Source organism: Dietzia kunjamensis, from assembly GCF_045689975.1.
Classification (GTDB): domain Bacteria; phylum Actinomycetota; class Actinomycetes; order Mycobacteriales; family Mycobacteriaceae; genus Dietzia; species Dietzia kunjamensis.
The window spans coordinates 1,824,731-1,840,917 of sequence record NZ_CP143297.1 but is presented as its reverse complement, the minus strand read 5'-3'; the positions used below and the strand labels follow the sequence as shown (position 1 = coordinate 1,840,917).

General features: G+C 71.8%; 17 protein-coding genes. 16 read left to right on the top strand and 1 reads right to left on the bottom strand.

Annotated elements, in window-relative coordinates; translation table 11 throughout:
- Positions 1-23 precede the first annotated feature (23 nt).
- From VZF99_RS08550 to VZF99_RS08485, 14 genes are all read left to right on the top strand, one after another.
- Positions 24-2,399, top strand: coding sequence for a [protein-PII] uridylyltransferase (locus VZF99_RS08550; protein WP_407334525.1), 2,376 nt, complete (start codon positions 24-26; stop codon positions 2,397-2,399).
- 66 nt (positions 2,400-2,465) lie between these two features.
- Positions 2,466-4,037 carry a signal recognition particle protein gene (gene ffh / locus VZF99_RS08545; RefSeq protein ID WP_407334524.1) on the top strand — a complete coding sequence of 524 codons (1,572 nt, stop codon included), beginning with the start codon at positions 2,466-2,468 and terminating at the stop codon, positions 4,035-4,037.
- Positions 4,038-4,229: 192 nt separating this feature from the next.
- On the top strand, positions 4,230-4,724 hold the full coding sequence (gene rpsP, locus VZF99_RS08540; RefSeq protein ID WP_067717594.1) for a 30S ribosomal protein S16: 495 nt from the start codon (positions 4,230-4,232) through the stop codon (positions 4,722-4,724).
- Between the two features lie 5 nt (positions 4,725-4,729).
- Complete coding sequence (locus tag VZF99_RS08535; protein ID WP_067717596.1) at positions 4,730-4,972, top strand: RNA-binding protein; 243 nt, start codon at positions 4,730-4,732, stop codon at positions 4,970-4,972.
- Between the two features lie 41 nt (positions 4,973-5,013).
- The gene (gene rimM / locus VZF99_RS08530; RefSeq protein ID WP_407334523.1) at positions 5,014-5,547 is read left to right on the top strand and encodes a ribosome maturation factor RimM; all 534 of its coding nucleotides are present in this window, start codon (positions 5,014-5,016) and stop codon (positions 5,545-5,547) included.
- Between the two features lie 32 nt (positions 5,548-5,579).
- Positions 5,580-6,362: a tRNA (guanosine(37)-N1)-methyltransferase TrmD gene (gene trmD / locus VZF99_RS08525; protein ID WP_407336102.1), complete on the top strand. Its 783-nt coding sequence runs from the start codon at positions 5,580-5,582 to the stop codon at positions 6,360-6,362.
- 162 nt (positions 6,363-6,524) lie between these two features.
- Positions 6,525-6,866, top strand: a complete 342-nt coding sequence (rplS, locus tag VZF99_RS08520) for a 50S ribosomal protein L19 (protein ID WP_067717600.1) — start codon at positions 6,525-6,527, stop codon at positions 6,864-6,866.
- A 62-nt stretch (positions 6,867-6,928) separates the two neighbouring features.
- Entirely contained in the window at positions 6,929-7,693 is a 765-nt protein-coding gene (gene lepB, locus VZF99_RS08515) for a signal peptidase I (protein WP_407334522.1), read from the top strand.
- On the top strand, positions 7,690-8,394 hold the full coding sequence (locus VZF99_RS08510) for a ribonuclease HII (RefSeq protein ID WP_185950417.1): 705 nt from the start codon (positions 7,690-7,692) through the stop codon (positions 8,392-8,394). The genes lepB and VZF99_RS08510 overlap by 4 nt, the downstream gene beginning before the upstream one ends.
- Positions 8,391-8,696, top strand: a complete 306-nt coding sequence (locus VZF99_RS08505; protein ID WP_007632861.1) for a DUF2469 domain-containing protein — start codon at positions 8,391-8,393, stop codon at positions 8,694-8,696. The genes VZF99_RS08510 and VZF99_RS08505 overlap by 4 nt, the downstream gene beginning before the upstream one ends.
- Before the next feature lie 143 nt (positions 8,697-8,839).
- A complete protein-coding gene (locus tag VZF99_RS08500) occupies positions 8,840-9,244 on the top strand; it encodes a YraN family protein (RefSeq protein WP_120283490.1) in 405 nt (134 codons plus the stop codon).
- Between the two features lie 2 nt (positions 9,245-9,246).
- Positions 9,247-10,764, top strand: a complete 1,518-nt coding sequence (locus VZF99_RS08495; protein WP_120283488.1) for a YifB family Mg chelatase-like AAA ATPase — start codon at positions 9,247-9,249, stop codon at positions 10,762-10,764.
- A gap of 5 nt (positions 10,765-10,769) precedes the next feature.
- The gene (dprA, locus tag VZF99_RS08490; RefSeq protein ID WP_407334521.1) at positions 10,770-11,969 is read left to right on the top strand and encodes a DNA-processing protein DprA; all 1,200 of its coding nucleotides are present in this window, start codon (positions 10,770-10,772) and stop codon (positions 11,967-11,969) included.
- A 74-nt stretch (positions 11,970-12,043) separates the two neighbouring features.
- Positions 12,044-13,012: a tyrosine recombinase XerC gene (locus tag VZF99_RS08485; RefSeq protein ID WP_407334520.1), complete on the top strand. Its 969-nt coding sequence runs from the start codon at positions 12,044-12,046 to the stop codon at positions 13,010-13,012.
- A gap of 21 nt (positions 13,013-13,033) precedes the next feature.
- On the opposite strand, the gene VZF99_RS08480 is transcribed toward VZF99_RS08485, so the two are convergent.
- The gene (locus tag VZF99_RS08480) at positions 13,034-13,486 is read right to left on the bottom strand and encodes a M23 family metallopeptidase (protein ID WP_407336101.1); all 453 of its coding nucleotides are present in this window, start codon (positions 13,484-13,486) and stop codon (positions 13,034-13,036) included.
- 586 nt (positions 13,487-14,072) lie between these two features.
- Here VZF99_RS08480 and rpsB point away from each other — a divergent pair.
- On the top strand, positions 14,073-14,969 hold the full coding sequence (gene rpsB, locus VZF99_RS08475) for a 30S ribosomal protein S2 (RefSeq protein ID WP_067717612.1): 897 nt from the start codon (positions 14,073-14,075) through the stop codon (positions 14,967-14,969).
- A gap of 205 nt (positions 14,970-15,174) precedes the next feature.
- Positions 15,175-15,999 carry a translation elongation factor Ts gene (tsf, locus tag VZF99_RS08470; protein WP_069389369.1) on the top strand — a complete coding sequence of 275 codons (825 nt, stop codon included), beginning with the start codon at positions 15,175-15,177 and terminating at the stop codon, positions 15,997-15,999.
- The last annotated feature ends 188 nt before the right edge of the window (positions 16,000-16,187 follow it).

Genomic DNA, 16,187 nt, shown 5'->3' with positions numbered 1-16,187 from the left:
ACGGATGAGGGAAGGGGAGTGCCATGGCGGTCACGGCCGACGGCGAGCGCGCCACGGCGCTGCGGGCGGGACGCGAGCGGATCCTCTCCGCCCCGCGTGAGAGCCTGCCCGCCGCGCCGTTGAGGGACGCCCTGTGCGAGCTCTACGAGATGGAGCTGGGACGGCTCGCCGACGAGGCCGGGATCGGCCCGGGGTCGGGGTTCGCCCTCATCGCGTTCGGCGGGTTGGGACGCCGGGAGGTTCTGCCACACTCGGATCTGGACCTCGTCCTGGTCCACGAGCGGCGGCCGGACCGTGACGTGGGCGAGCTGGCCGACGCACTGTGGTACCCGCTGTGGGATTCCGGCGTCGGACTCGACCACAGTGTCCGCACGGTCGACCAGTGCCTGGCCGTGGCCGCTGCCGACGTCTCCGTCGGGCTGAGTCTGCTGGACGCGCGCGTGATCGCTGGCGACGCGGATCTGGGAGCGCTCGTCGTGGACGGCGCCCGCCGGCAGTGGCGGGACCAGATCGCCTCCCGCTTCGACGACCTCGTCGACGCGGCGGCCGCCCGGCGGCACCGGGCCGGGGTGATCGCGCATCGCAGCGAACCCGACCTGAAGAACGGGGCCGGTGGGCTCCGCGACGCGCAGCTCGTCGCCGCCCTGGGCCTGGCCCACCTCAGCGACGGTCGGCCCGTGGTCCCCGGTGGGATGGCGCGCGCGCACCGGCTGGTGCTGGACGCCCGGACCGAACTACACCGGGTGAGCGGACGCCCCCGCGAGGTGCTGCACGCCGAGTACGGGGACGAGGTCGGCGAGGCGCTGGGCCTGGGGGACCGGTTCGATCTCGCCCGGGCGCTGAGTGACGCCTCCCGGACGATCGCGTTCACCGCGGACCAGGCGATCCGTGGCTCGTGCGCGGCGCTGTCCTCCCGGGGACTGACCGGCCTGCTGCGGAGGTCGCCTGTCCGTCGGCCCCTCGACGACGGGGTGGTGGAACATGCGGGGGAGGTGACGCTCGCCCGCGCGGCCCGCGTGGCCGACGACCCCTGGCTGGCGCTGCGGGTGGCCGCGGCCGCGGCCCGGTTCGGGCTGCCGATCGCGACCTCCACCCTCGGTGTCCTCGCCGAACGCTGCCCCGTCCCGGACGGTCAGTGGCCGGCGGAGGCCCTGTCGGACCTGCTCGTGCTCCTGGGCTCGGGTGAGGCGCAGATCCCCGTGCACGAGGCGCTCGACCGGTGCGGGTTGTGGGAACGGCTGCTACCGGAATGGGCGGGGGTGCGGGATCTGCCCGCCCGCGACCGGGCGCACATCTACACGGTCGACAGGCACCTGGTGCAAACGGCCGTGGAGGCGTCCCGACTCACCACCTCCGTCGCACGCGCGGACCTCCTGCTGCTCGCGGCGCTCCTGCACGACCTCGGGAAGAGCCGGGACGGCGACCACAGCGAGAACGGGGCGGACATGATCCGCCCGATCTGCGCGCGGATGGGCCTCGGGGGCCGCGACACCGAGACCCTCACGCGCATCGTGAGGCATCATCTGCTGCTCCCCGCGACCGCCGCGAGACGCGACCCCGCCGACCCCGCCACCGCCGAGGCCGTGCTCACCGCGCTGGACCGGGACGCCGTCGCCCTCGACGTGTTGGCCGCGCTCACCGAGGCGGACTCGCTCGCGACCGGGCCGACGGTCTGGACCACAGGCCGTGCCGGGGCCCACGCCGCGCTCGTGGCGGCCTGCGGCAAGGCGCTCGGCCCCCGTCCCGCCGCGGTGCAGGCGCCGACTGTGAACGCCTCTCGGCGGCACGGTCCGCCGGACGTCGTGGTGGACCTCCGGGCGGCGGACACCGGCACCACACACGAGGTCACTCTCGTCGTCCCCGGCGGGGGCCGCTCGCTCGCGGTGACCGCGGAGGTCCTGGCCGCCCACAGGCTGGAGATCGTGGACGCGGAGATCGACCTGCGTCCCCCGGGCGGGATGCGCGCGAGGATGACGGTCTCCACCCGCTTCGGAGACCCGGTGGACGGACGCGTACTCCGGCAGGATCTGCGCCGCTCGATCGACTCCGGGCTCCCCGGGCCGCTTCGCGCCGCGCTGTCCCGGGGGGCGGCGCTGGCGATCGGACCCCCGCAGGCCAGATCCTCCGTCCTGATCTCGCACCGGACCGACGCCGACGGCGTGCTGATGGAGGTGCGGTCGGAGGACCGGCCCGGCCTGTTCGCACGGGTCGTGGCCGCGATCATCGAGGCCGGCGCCCGCATCGACTGGGTGGTGGTGCGCACCAGGGGAGCGGCCGTGGAGGACGTGTTCGCGCTCTCCGGCCCCGGAGCGGTGTTGAGTACGGCCGGTCAGGTGGAGGCGTTGCTGCCACGACGTGATCCCACGACGCCCGCCGTGGCGCATGCCGATACCCTGTGATCAGTCGTCGCCGACGACACCGGGAACCGTGCGCGCTCCCGGGCCGCGAACCAGGGAGCTGTTGCCGTGTTCGAATCCTTGTCCGACCGCCTCACAGGTGCGCTCAAGGACCTGCGCGGAAAAGGTCGGCTCAGCGACGCCGACATCGACGCGACGGCCCGCGAGATCCGCCTGGCACTGCTCGAGGCCGACGTCGCCCTGCCGGTGGTGCGCGAGTTCATCGCGCGGGTCAAGGAGCGTGCCAAGGGCGCGGAGGTCTCCGAGGCGCTCAACCCCGCCCAGCAGGTCGTCAAGATCGTCGACGCCGAACTCACCGCCATCCTCGGCGGGGAGGAGCGGCGGATCGAGTTCGCCAAGCAGCCCCCGACGGTCATCATGCTGGCGGGTCTGCAGGGCGCGGGTAAGACCACCCTGGCGGGCAAACTGGCGCACTGGCTCAAGGGGCAGGGGCACACACCGCTCCTGGTGGCCTGTGACCTGCAGCGGCCGGGAGCGGTCGACCAGCTGCAGATCGTCGGTGAGCGTGCCGGAGTACCCACCTTCGCCCCGCACCCCGGGACCTCCGTCGGGGGCGACGGCGAGGTGATCGGTGTCCGGGAGCCGGTGTCCGTCGCGCAGCGCGGATTGGCTCACGCCCGCGCCAAGATGCACGACGTCGTGATCGTCGACACCGCCGGTCGACTCGGCATCGACGAGGAGATGATGGCCCAGGCCCGGGGGATCCGGGATGCCGTCCAGCCCCACGAGACCTTCTTCGTCCTGGACGCGATGATCGGTCAGGACGCGGTGGTCACGGCCGAGGCCTTCCGTGAGGGCGTCGGCTTCACCGGTGTCGTGCTCACCAAGCTCGATGGTGACGCCCGCGGTGGCGCCGCGCTGAGCGTCCGCGAGCTCACCGGGACGCCGATCATGTTCGCGTCCGACGGCGAGAAGCTCGAAGACTTCGACGTCTTCCACCCCGACCGCATGGCCAGCCGCATCCTCGGGATGGGCGACGTGCTCTCGCTCATCGAGCAGGCGGAGACGGTCTTCGACGCGCAGGAAGCGGAGAAGACCGCCGCGAAGATCGGCTCCGGCGAGCTCACGCTCGAGGACTTCCTCGACCAGATGTTGATGATCCGCAAGATGGGGCCCATCGGGAACCTGCTCGGCATGCTGCCCGGCGGCAAGGAGATGAAGGCCGCCGTCGGCGACATCGACGAGAAGTACCTGGACCGCATCCAGGCGATCATCCGCGGCATGACCCCCGAGGAGCGCGCGGACCCGAAGATCATCAACGGCTCGCGCCGCCAGCGCATCGCGAACGGTTCGGGGGTCACGGTCACCGACGTCAACCAGTTGGTCGACCGGTTCTTCGAGGCCCGCAAGATGATGAGCCGCATGGCGGGCCAGATGGGGATGCCCGGGGCGGGACGCAAGAACCAGCGCAAGGGCAAGAAGGGCAAGGGCAAGGGGAAGGGCCGCGGTCCCACCCCGCCCAAGCAGCGGGGGATGATGCCCGGGGGGATGCCGCCCGGGATGCCCGGTATGCCGCCCGGCGGGATGCCCGACCTGTCCCAGTTGCCGCCCGGACTCGACCAGCTCCCGCCGGGGCTGGAGGGGATCGACCTCAACGACCTGAAGTTCCCCAAGCGCTGACCGGTCCGCCCGACGCGTCGATTGGTGCCCACCGTCCCGGCCTGTCTAGACTGGTCCGCTGGACGCCGTCACCGGTGGACCCTCGTGGGTCCGTGCCGAACGGCGGTCACCCGGAAGGCGAAACCGGGCCCCGCCAGCAGGGCGGGCGCCGCTGAATCGCCACGTGACCCGCAACAGAAAGCGAGACGCCTCATGGCCGTCAAGATCAAGCTCACCCGCCTCGGCAAGATCCGTAACCCGCAGTACCGGGTCGTCGTCGCCGACGCCCGCACCCGCCGCGACGGGCGCGCCATCGAGACCATCGGTCTCTACCGCCCCAAGGAGGAGCCGAGCTTCATCCAGATCGACTCCGAGCGCGCGCAGTACTGGCTCGGTGTCGGCGCCCTGCCCACCGAGGCCGTCGAGCAGCTGCTCAAGATCACCGGCGACTGGCAGAAGTTCAAGGGGATCGAGGGCGCCGAAGGCACCCTGAAGACCGCCGAGCCCAAGCCCTCGAAGCTGGACCTGTTCAACAAGGCCCTCGAGGACGCCCAGGGCGAGCCGTCCGCTGAGGCCATCACCGCCAAGCGCAAGGCCGAGAAGGCGAAGAAGGACGAGGCCAAGAAGGCCGAGCAGGAGGCCGCGAAGGCCGCCGAGTCCGGCGAGGGCGAGGCCGCGTCGGCTGACGCCGAGACCGCCGAGGCCTGAGACAGATGAATGACATGGTCGTCGACGCCGTCGACCACCTCGTCCGCGGAATCGTGTCGGACCCCGACGCGGTGTCCGTCCGGTCGAGTGGTGGTCGGCGCGGCACCGTGATCCGTGTGGCCGTCGCGCCCGAGGATCTCGGCCGTGTCATCGGTCGGGGTGGCCGTACCGCCTCCGCGATCCGGACCATCGTCTCCGCCGTCGGCGGGGACGGTGTCCGGGTCGACGTGGTCGACACCGACCGCTGACCCCGCCCGTACACGTCGGCAATCGGAGGACCTGGACCATCATGGAGCTCGTCGTGGGACGCGTCGTCAAATCGCACGGCGTCCGCGGCGAACTGGTGGTGGAGGTTCGCACCGATTCACCCGAGGAGCGATTCGCCGTCGGGACCCGACTCGTCGGGCGGGTCGGTCGGGGTGATCGGGCCACCGACCGCGACGTCACCATCGAAGCCGCCCGGCAGCATTCCGGGCGGCTTCTGGTGCGTCTGGAAGGCGTCGGCGATCGGGACACCGCGGACGCACTCCGCGGCATGCTGCTGCTCGTCGACTCGGATGCGCTGGAGGATCCGGAGGACCCGGACGAGTACTACGACCATCAACTGGTGGGACTGCGAGTACTCGACACCTCGGGTGCCACCCTCGGCGAGGTGACCGAGATCGTGCACACCGCGGCCGGCGAACTCCTGGCCATCCGGCTGGCCGACGGAGGCGATGCACTGGTCCCGTTCGTCTCCGAGATGGTCCCCGAGGTGGACATCGTCGCGCGGACGTGCGTCATCGACCCGCCGGAGGGGCTGCTCGACCTGGGGACGTCGTGACCGCTCTCCCCGATGGTGGGGACGGGCCGCTCATGCACCTCGACGTCATCACGGTCTTCCCCGAGTACCTCGCTCCGCTGCAGTTGGCGTTGATCGGTCGGGCTACCGACCGGGGCATAGTCGACGTCGCCGTTCACGACCTCCGGGGCTGGACCCACGACGTCCACAAGTCGGTCGACGACACCCCGTTCGGTGGTGGGCCGGGCATGGTCATGCGCCCGACGGTGTGGGGCGAAGCGCTGGACGACCTCGTGCCGCCGCCGGGGACGGCGATGGGCGAGCCGGGGGACGGTCAGATCCGCCCACTCCTGATAGTCCCGACGCCCGCCGGACGACCGTTCTCCCAGGCTGACGCGCACCGCTACGCCCGTCGACGCCACCTGCTGTTCGCGTGTGGTCGCTACGAGGGCATAGACCAGCGCGTCGTCGACGAGGCGTCCACGCGGATGGACGTCGAGGAGGTCAGCATCGGCGACTACGTCCTCATCGGGGGCGAGGTGGCGGTGCTCGTCATCGCGGAGGCCGTCATCCGCCTCCTACCCGGGGTGCTGGGGAACCGGCGCAGCCATGAGGAGGACTCCTTCTCCGACGGCCTGCTCGAGGGCCCCAGTTTCACCCGGCCCGAGGTGTGGCGCGACCGGCCGGTGCCCGAAGTCCTCAAGAGTGGCGATCACGCCAGGATCGCGCGGTGGCGCCGCGACGAGTCGCTGAGGCGCACAGCCGAGCGGAGGCCCGATCTCCTCGGGTCGGCCGAGCTGGACAAGGCCGACCTGGCGACGCTCTCGGACTTCGGTTGGGTTCCTCCGGCCGGGTGATTTGGGTCCGCCGAGTAGCGGATGGCACACTAGCGAGGTTGACCTTCCGGGCACCACGTGTGTCCGCTGACGGTCGCGCTGATCCGGGGCACGAACCGGTCGTCCCGCCTGCGGGCGGGCGCCAGGGTCCTCTGTCCTCATTCCTGACATGCAAGGAACACAATGAACACTCTCGACTTCATCGACAACAAGTCGCTCCGCGACGACATCCCGGACTTCCGCCCCGGCGACACGCTCGACGTGCACGTCAAGGTCATCGAGGGCTCGAAGGAGCGCGTCCAGGTCTTCAAGGGCGTCGTGATCCGTCGCCAGGGCGGTGGCGTCCGCGAGACCTTCACCGTCCGCAAGGTCTCGTTCGGCGTCGGCGTCGAGCGCACGTTCCCCGTGCACTCGCCCACGATCGACCGCATCGACGTCCTGGTCCGCGGCGACGTGCGTCGCGCGAAGCTGTACTACCTGCGTGCACTCCGTGGCAAGGCCGCGAAGATCAAGGAGAAGCGCTGACCGTGTAGAGCCGGTCGGACTCGGCCGCCGTCGGCGGTGCGGGATCGACTACGCTCATCCGGGTGAGCAGCACCGATACGCCTGGACATGACGCCGCCGAGCCGGGGTCCCGTAACGACGGGGCCCCGGCTCGCCGCGTCGAGAAGAAGAGCCAGCCCTGGTACATCGAGATCCCGCTGCTGGTGGTGATCGCACTCGTCCTGGTGTTCGTCTTCCAGACCTTCGTCGGACGCGTCTACCAGATCCCGTCGGAGTCCATGGAACCCACCCTGCACGGCTGCGCGGGCTGCACGGGGGATCGCATCTTCGTCGACAAGATCACCTACCGGTTCGGAGACCCCGAACCCGGGGACGTGGTGGTCTTCGAGGGTCCCGATTCGTGGAACGAGGGCTACCAGTCCATCCGGTCGGACAATCAGGTCATCAGGACCCTGCAGAACATCGGCGGCGTGATCGGCATCGTCCCACCCGATCAGAACGACATGGTCAAGCGCGTCGTCGCGGTGGGGGGCCAGACCGTCGGGGGCTGCTCCCCGGATGGTGCACTGCTCGTCGACGGTCAGCCGCTGGACGAGCCGTACCTCAACGAGGCCCCCTCGCCGGCCGGGAACCCCCTCAATTGTGCCTTCGGACCGGTCACGGTCCCCGAGGGCAACTACTGGGTGATGGGGGACAACCGCGGTAACTCCGCGGACTCCCGCTTCCACATGGGTGACGAGTTCCAGGGAACCGTGCCCGAGGAGAACATCATCGGCAAGGTCCGGGCGATCATCCTCCCGTTCAGCCGGATCGGGACGGTGTCCTCCCCGGATATCAACGCGGGGTGAGCCGGGCACGACCGCAGCGGCCCCGGGATGTCGCCCTTCCCGGCCGGGTCCGGGTGACCCGTCGCGACGGCCGCCTGGCGTTGGAGGCAGCCCTCGCCCGTAGAGGTCTCGGCCCGGTCGCCGGTGTCGACGAGGCCGGACGCGGTTCCTGTGCGGGCCCACTGGTGGTGGCGGCCTGCGTGTTGGGGAACCGGCTCCACCCCGACCTGGCCGACCTGGATGACTCGAAGAAGCTCACCGCCGCCACCCGTGAGCGACTGCACGACGTGATCCTGCGCAGGGCGTCGGCGCTGAGTGTGGTGGTGATCGAGCCGGACCGGATCGACATGCGCGGGATCCACCGGTGCAATCTGGAGGGGATGCGCCGGGCGGTCGCCGCCCTCGACCCGGCACCCGGTTTCGTGCTGACCGACGGCTTCGCGGTCGACGGGCTCGGATGTCAGTCCACGTCCGTGATCGGGGGTGATGCAGTGGTCGCATCCATCGCCGCCGCGAGTGTCCTCGCGAAGGTCACGCGGGATCGGATTATGGTGGACCTCGACTCGCGGTACCCGGGGTACGGTTTCGCCGCCCACAAGGGGTACAGCACCGTGAGTCACGCCAGGGCGATCGAGCAGCTCGGTCCCAGCGGCATCCATCGGATGTCGTACGCCAACGTCCGTCGCGCCGCGCAGGCGCATTCGAGGAGCAGCACGAGATGAGCGCCGAGGATCTGGAGAACTACGAGACCGAGATGGAGCTCTCGCTCTACCGCGAGTACCGCGACATCGTCGGCCAGTTCACCTACGTCGTCGAGACGGAGCGGCGCTTCTACCTCGCCAACGCCGTCGAGCTGATCCCCCGGTCGGCGGACGGCGAGGTCTACTTCGACGTGAGGATGTCCGACGCGTGGGTATGGGACATGTACCGACCTGCACGTTTCGTCAAGTACGTTCGGGTGCTGACCTTCAAGGACGTCAACATCGAGGAACTCGACAAGCCTGAACTGCGGCTCCCGGAGTAGCACCCGGCCCCCGTTCTCCACAGCCCGCGCCGCTTCCACAGGGCGCCCCCGGCCCGATCCGCGACCAGCGGGTCGGGCCGTTTCCGTCCGGCAGGGTGAGCCCCGGCGGGCCCGGACGGACCGGGCGGCCGGGAGGGCTGGCGATGACGGGGGACGAGGCGGTGGGCGGCGAGGCGGCCGGGGACGGTGTGGATCCACGCCGACGGACGGGGCGACTCGGTGAGGACCACGCTGCGGGGTTGATGCAGGCCCGGGGCGGGGTGGTCATCAGCCGGAACTGGCGGTGCCGGGCCGGCGAGCTCGACCTGGTGGTGTTGGATGCCGCGGGGCGGCTGCGATTCGTCGAGGTCCGGGCGCGCACGGGGACGGGCTTCGGCACTCCCGCCGAGTCGGTGACCCCGGACAAGCAGCGGCGTCTGCGGCGGTTGGCCGCCCACTGGCTCTCGGAGAACCCGGGCCGGTGGCGCCAGGTCTGCTTCGACGTGGTGGGCGTGGACCTGGCGGACCCGACTCGGCCCCGTCTCGAGCTGTTCGAGGACGTGCTGTAGCCGTGGCGCTCGGTCGGACGTGGGCTGTCACACTGCAGGGAGTCGGTGGACAGCTGGTGGAGGTCGAGGCCGACGTGGGCCGCGGGTTGCCCGGGGTCAGCATCGTGGGGTTGCCGGACTCGGCGGTGTTGCAGGCGCGGGAGCGGATGCGGGCGGCCGTGATCAACAGTGGTCTGACCTGGCCGTCGGGCAAGGTCGTGCTGTCCCTGTCCCCGGCGGCGTTGCCGAAGCGGGGCTCGGGGTTCGACCTGTCGCTCGCGGTGGGCACGTTGACCGCGTCAGGGGAGCTGCCCGGGGCGGGCTTCGACGGCACCCTGCTGGTGGGTGAGCTGGCGTTGGACGGTCGGGTCCGGTCGGTGCGCGGGGTGCTGCCCGCCGTGCTCGCGGCGCGGGACGCCGGACTGTCCCGGGCGATCGTCCCCGCCGCGAACCTCGCGGAGGCCCGGCTGGTCAGCGGTATCGACACCGCGGGGGTCGACTCACTCGCGATGCTCGCGTCATGGTGCCGGGGCCGGGGAGCCCTGGTCACGGACGCCCCGGAGGTCCGCGCCGTGGGCGCGCGGTCCCACACCGACCTGGCGGAGGTGCACGGGCAGGACGACTGTCGGCGGGCTGTCGAGGTGGCTGCCGCCGGGGGGCACGCCGTGCTCCTGCGCGGGGCTCCCGGGACCGGCAAGACCATGCTCGCGCGTCGCCTCCCGGGGTTGCTGCCTGATCTGGGGGAGCAGGACGCACTCGAGGCGACGGCCATCCACTCGGTGATGGGACGGCTCGCGGCGCGGGATCCGCTTCTACGTCGCCCGCCGTTCGTGGCTCCCCACCACTCGGCGTCGGTGGCCGCCCTCGTCGGCGGCGGCAACAACGTCGCACGCCCGGGGGCGGTGACGCTGGCGCATCGCGGGGTGCTGTTCCTCGATGAGTGCGCCGAGTTCCCCGGCCGGGTCCTGGACAGCCTCCGCACTCCGCTCGAGGACGGCGAGGTACGGATCGCCAGGCGCGACGGCATCTCCGTCTTCCCGGCCCGATTCCAGCTGGTGCTGGCGGCGAACGACTGCCCGTGTGGCAGTGCACGGCCCGATGCCTGTACGTGCACCCCCGATGCCCGGCGGCGCTACGGACGGTCGCTGACCGGGCCGTTGCGCGACCGGATCGACATCGCCGCACGGACGCTGCCGCTCGGGTCCGGGCTGTTCGCCGTGGACGAAGGTGAGGACACCGCCGCGGTACGGACGAGGGTCTCGACGGCGAGGGCGGCCGCCGCCGAGAGGTGGGCGGGTTGCCCGGAGGCCGCCGGTGCGCGGGCGAACGCCGAGGTCCCCGGCCGCGTCCTGCGATCCGTATGGGGGCTCGATCGTCGGGCGCTGCACCCCCTGGACCGGGCACTGGCACACGGGGTGTTGTCACCCCGCGGGGTCGACCGGTGCCTGCGCCTCGCGTGGACGGTCGCCGACCTGGACGGGGCCACCGTGCCGGGGGAGCCGCACGTGGCGGAGGCGCTCGTGCTGAGAGGGGAGGAGTGATGCCGGTGGAACGGGAGCAGGGATCGGTGGTGTCGTCGGAGGTGCGCGCGGCCTACGCCTACCTGGGCGCGGTGACCGAGCGCCCGACCGCGCAGCTGTGGGACCTGGTGGACTCGGTGGGGCCGGTGCGGGCACGGGAAATGATCCGCGCCGGTCGGGCCGGCGACGCGGTGGAGGCCCAGACCGAGGCACGGCGGGACCTCGTCGACGGGGAGCGGATGCTCGAGGCGGCCCACGAGGTGGACGCCCGGTTCCTCGTGCCCGGTGACCCGGGTTGGCCGGGGTTCGCCCTCGAGCCCCTGGACCGTCCACGCGGACGACGTCGCGCCGGGACGGGCGGGGTGCCCACCGCGTTGCGCCCGCTTGGGCTGTGGTGGCGTGGCCCCGCAGACCCGGTCCGGGTGTTGGGCAGGTCGGTCGCTCTCGTCGGGACCAGGGCGCCCACTCCGTACGGGAGGGCGGTGACCGCCGACCTGGGTGCCGGGGTGTCCGCCGAGGGGTTCACGGTCGTCTCGGGTGGGGCCTTCGGGATCGATGCAGCAGCGCACCGCGCCGTCCTCGGGGTTCGCGGCACCACGATCGCGGTCCTCGCCGGTGGCGTGGATCGGCTCTACCCGCGCGGGAACGACGCGATGCTGCGCGAGATCGCGGAGACCGGCGCGGTGATCTCCGCGCAGCCCCCCGGGACCGGGGTGACGCGGTATCGCTTCCTCGACCGGAACCGGATCATCGCGGCGTTGACCGGCGCCTCCGTGGTGGTGGAGGCGGCTGCCCGGAGCGGTGCGCTGAGCACGGCGGCGTGGGCCACCGCGCTGGACCGCCCTGTCGGCGCGGTACCGGGGCCGGTCACGTCGGTCGCGTCGGTCGGGTGTCACCTGCTGCTCCGGGAGCGGGGTGCCGTGCTGGTCTCTCGGACGTCGGACGTTGTCGAGCTCGCAGGTCGGATGGGGGAGACGGCGCCGCCCCCCAGGGGTGAGCCCGGCGCGTGGGACGGGTTGGACGACGCGACCAGGCGGATCCTCGAGGCGCTGCCCACCTCGGGTGGCGCCGAGCCCGCCGAGATCGCGGCCTCGGCGGGAATCGCACCCGTCACGGCTAGGGCCGTCCTCGGCCGGCTCCTGGCCTCCGGGGCGGCTGTACGGGGCCCGGAGGGGTGGCGCAGGTGCCGGGATGGCGGGGTGCAGATGACTTTCCCCGTGTCGTGACCCCGTCGCGTGGTCCGGCTGGCCCGGCCCGGCGTGCTTGCGCCGGCCCCACGCGAGGGAGACAATTGGTACCCATGGGGCCGGTGAGCACGTCTGAGAGTGATGGGGACGCTCGGTCCGAGCCGTTCGGGGGCGTGGTCGACGACTTCGCGGACTACCTGCGTACGGGTCGCTCCCGGTCCGAGGCGACGGTCCGCTCTTACCGATCCGACGTCCGCGGCCTGCTCGCCCACCTCGTCCGTGACACCGACGGACCCTCCACCGCGGCGGACCTGCGCGGGGCACTCACCCTCCCCGCCCTGCGCGGGTGGCTCGCCGCCCAGGTCGGTGCGGGGGCCGCCAGGTCGACCGTCGCCCGCCGTGTCGCGGCAGCCCGATCCTTCAGCGGGTGGGCCGCACGGACCGGCCTCGTACCGACCGATGTCGCGGCCCGGCTCGAGGCGCCCCGCGCCCGTCGCCATCTGCCCGAGGTGCTCGACCTCGACCAGGCGGCCGAGACGATCCGTACCACCGAGCTCGGCGCGGCCGAGGGGGACCCGATCGCCCTGCGCGACCGGCTGGTCGTGGAACTGCTGTACTCCTGCGGTATCCGGATCGCCGAACTGTGCGGGCTCGACGTGGACGACGTCGACACCGAGCGTCGCCTGCTGCGGGTGGTGGGCAAGGGCGACCGGGAGCGCGCCGTCCCGTACGGCCCGCCCGCGGACCGGGCACTGCGTGCCTGGCTCGACGGCGGCCGCCCGGCGTTGGCCACCGCCCGGTCCGGCCCGTGCCTGTTGCTCGGGGCGCGCGGGGGGCGACTCGACCCCCGGGCCGCGCGGCGGATCGTCAACGAGGTCACCGCGGCCACGCCGGGCGCCCCCCGGGTCTCGCCCCACGCGCTGAGGCACAGTTCGGCGACACATCTGCTGGAGGGCGGTGCGGACCTGCGGCACGTACAGGAGCTCCTCGGGCACTCCACCCCGGCGACCACCCAGATCTACACGCACGTCTCGGCGGACCGCCTCCGGGCCGCCTACCGCGGAGCCCACCCCCGCGCCTGAGCGGGGAGTGCGGCCCGGGCGTCAGCCGGCTCCGTCTCCGGGACGTGTGGGCTTGAGGCGGATCGGCCGTTCGGAGTCCGCGAGCAGTGACAGCGGATCGACGTAGTCGTCGTCGTCACCGGACGGGTCACCCGACGTCACACGCGCGCCCCAGTGCAGGCACGCTTCGACCGAACACCCGGGGTGGCCGGCGAGGAGCCGGCCCACCTCCACACCCTCGATGACGGGATCTCCGGCCCGGACAGTGGCGCGCACCGGTTCGTACGTGGTGCGCACGCCGCCACCGTGGTCGATCGACAGGACCGGTCGCCCTCCCACCGCCCCCGCGAACAGGACCGTGCCGTCCGCGGGCGCGCGGACCGACGCGAGCACCGTGCCGGCCAGATCCACCCCGCGGTGCCCCGGGAGCCATCGCTGGGCGGGCGGATCGAACGGGGTCGACACGGAGACCGGACCCGGCAGGGGGCTGCTCATGCCCGCCCGTGGCCCGACCGGCGCGGCATCGGCCACGGGGCCGACGGCGAGGACCCCCGCGGCCAGGCCGGCGCAGACGCGGTTGCGGAGCCGGCGGCGACCGACCCGGAGTGACTGCATACCGCGAGTCCACCGCACGCACCCCGCGTTCGCCACGGGAGATCGGCACCTGTGGACGGAATGGACGATTATCCCCAGACCAGACGTGCACCGGCACCCCCGGGAGCCCCCGCGCACGGGCGGAGCCACGACCGCGGTGCGCGGTGCCCGGATACCGGTCGGGTGGGCCGCCTTGGAGGGGCGCGCCCGAGGGGTTATGCTTCCGGTGCGGTCGACTCTGCGTCGATCGACTTCGCGTGTCCTGCGGCAGCCCGGTTCCCGGGAGCCGCATCCGGGCCCCGGGGCCATGAGCCCCGGGGCCCCGGACGCCGGACCAGCAGGTGCCCCCGCCCGACGGGGGTCCGGCCCGGCGCGGACACCAGGGCCCGCGGCCACCCGGCTCGAGGGCGAAACCCGATACATAGAAAGCGAGGACGAGGGCCTCGCGGTCCGGCTGCTTCCAAGCCGGACGAGCCCTCAACCCATCATGGCAGTCATCTCCATGAAGCAGCTGCTCGACGCAGGTGCCCACTTCGGCCACCAGACCCGCCGCTGGAACCCGAAGATGCGTCGGTTCATCTTCACCGACCGCAACGGCATCTACATCATCGACCTGCAGCAGACCCTGACGTACATCGACCAGGCGTACGAGTTCGTCAAGGAGTCCGTCGCCCACGGCGGCACCGTCCTGTTCGTCGGCACCAAGAAGCAGGCCCAGGAGGCCATCGCCGAGGAGGCCGCCAAGGTCGGTATGCCGTACGTCAACCAGCGTTGGCTGGGTGGCATGCTCACCAACTTCCAGACCGTGCACCAGCGGCTCGTCCGCCTCAAGGAGCTCGAGTCCATGGAGCAGTCGGGCGGATTCGAGGGTCGCACCAAGAAGGAAATCCTCATGCTCACGCGTGAGAAGAACAAGCTCGAGCGAACGCTCGGCGGTATGCGTGACATGAGCAAGGTCCCCTCCGTGGTGTGGGTCGTCGACACCAACAAGGAGCACATCGCCGTCGGCGAGGCCCGCAAGCTGAACATCCCCGTCGTCGCGCTGCTCGATACCAACTGTGATCCGGACGTCGTCGACTACCCGATCCCGGCGAACGACGACGCCATCCGCTCGGTCACCGTGTTGACCCGCGTCATCGCCTCCGCCGTCGCCGAGGGCCTCAAGGCCCGCTCGCAGGCCGGCAAGGCCACCGGCGAAGAGGCCGAGCCGCTCGCAGAGTGGGAGACCGAGCAGCTGGACCAGGTCACCGGCGCCGCCACGGCAGAGGGTGCCGAGGCACCCGCCGAGGTCACCGGCACCGAGTCCCCCGTGGCCGAGGCCCCCGAGGCCGACGCCCAGGAGATCGCGGCCGCCACCTCCGAGGCGCCGGCCACCGAGGCCTGATCCTCACCACCAGCTCGAGCACCGTCGGGCCCGGCCGCCCACGATCCCCACGGGGATCATCCGGGGGCCGGGCCCGAGGTGTCGGAGGCGGTGGGCGGACCATCCACCGACGCCCCGGCGTCTAGGGTGGAGGCGATCGCCCGCCGACCGACTCAGAACACTTTTCCGACAGATCACGAACCCCTTTAAGGAGGGTCGCCCCACCATGGCGAACTACACCGCTGCCGACGTCAAGCGTCTGCGTGAGCTCACCGGCTCCGGGATGATGGACTGCAAGAAGGCTCTGGAGGAGACCGACGGCGACTTCGACAAGGCCGTCGAGGTGCTGCGCATCAAGGGCGCCAAGGACGTGGGCAAGCGCGCCGAGCGCACCACGGCCGAGGGCCTGGTCGCCATCAAGGACGGCGTCATGATCGAGCTCAACTCCGAGACCGACTTCGTCGCCAAGAGCGCCGAGTTCATCGCACTGGCCGACAAGATCGTCGAGGTCGCCGCGGCCCAGGGGATCTCCGACCTCGACGCGCTGAACGCCGCCGAGCTCGACGGCACCACCGTGGCCGACTCGGTCGTCTCCTTCTCCGCCAAGTCCGGCGAGAAGCTCGTCCTGCGCCGTGTGGGCAAGCTCGACGGTCCCGTGGCCGTCTACCTCCACAAGCGTTCCTCCGACCTGCCGCCCGCCGTCGGCGTCATGGTCGCCTACTCCGGTGAGGGCGAGGCCGCCGAGGCCGCCGCGCGCTCCGCCGCGATGCAGGTCGCCGCTCTGAAGGCCCAGTACGTGTCCCGCGAGGAGGTGCCCGCCGACATCGTCGCCAAGGAACGCGAGATCGCCGAGGCCACCGCCCGCGAGGAGGGCAAGCCCGAGCAGGCGCTGCAGAAGATCGTCGAGGGTCGCCTCAACGGCTTCTACAAGGATGTTTGCCTGCTCGACCAGCCGTCGGTGACCGACAACAAGAAGACCGTCGGTGCCCTGCTGGACGAAGCCGGCGCCTCGGTCTCGGCCTTCCTGCGGTTCGAGGTCGGCCAGGCCTGACCACGGCCCGAACCCGCCGTTGCGGGTTCCCGAACGACGGCGGTACCCGGTACTCCGGGTACCGCCGTCGGCGTTCGTACGGCCGGGTGTGCCCGTACCCGGCGGGCTGGAGTGTGGCGGCCGTGGCGATAGGGCAGAATGAACCCGGTCCCACCACGGACCACACGCCACTCCGGCCAATCGACGTC

Bases quoted from the DNA above. Each gene is read 5' to 3' on its own strand.
- VZF99_RS08550 (WP_407334525.1), top strand. From the start codon at position 24: ATGGCGGTCACGGCCGACGGCGAGCGCGCCACGGCGCTGCGGGCGGGA.
- rpsP (WP_067717594.1), top strand. From the start codon at position 4,230: ATGGCCGTCAAGATCAAGCTCACCCGCCTCGGCAAGATCCGTAACCCG.
- VZF99_RS08535 (WP_067717596.1), top strand. From the start codon at position 4,730: ATGAATGACATGGTCGTCGACGCCGTCGACCACCTCGTCCGCGGAATC.
- rimM (WP_407334523.1), top strand. From the start codon at position 5,014: ATGGAGCTCGTCGTGGGACGCGTCGTCAAATCGCACGGCGTCCGCGGC.
- trmD (WP_407336102.1), top strand. From the start codon at position 5,580: ATGCACCTCGACGTCATCACGGTCTTCCCCGAGTACCTCGCTCCGCTG.
- rplS (WP_067717600.1), top strand. From the start codon at position 6,525: ATGAACACTCTCGACTTCATCGACAACAAGTCGCTCCGCGACGACATC.
- VZF99_RS08505 (WP_007632861.1), top strand. From the start codon at position 8,391: ATGAGCGCCGAGGATCTGGAGAACTACGAGACCGAGATGGAGCTCTCG.
- VZF99_RS08500 (WP_120283490.1), top strand. From the start codon at position 8,840: ATGACGGGGGACGAGGCGGTGGGCGGCGAGGCGGCCGGGGACGGTGTG.
- VZF99_RS08485 (WP_407334520.1), top strand. From the start codon at position 12,044: ATGGGGCCGGTGAGCACGTCTGAGAGTGATGGGGACGCTCGGTCCGAG.
- VZF99_RS08480 (WP_407336101.1), bottom strand. From the start codon at position 13,486: ATGAGCAGCCCCCTGCCGGGTCCGGTCTCCGTGTCGACCCCGTTCGAT.
- rpsB (WP_067717612.1), top strand. From the start codon at position 14,073: ATGGCAGTCATCTCCATGAAGCAGCTGCTCGACGCAGGTGCCCACTTC.
- tsf (WP_069389369.1), top strand. From the start codon at position 15,175: ATGGCGAACTACACCGCTGCCGACGTCAAGCGTCTGCGTGAGCTCACC.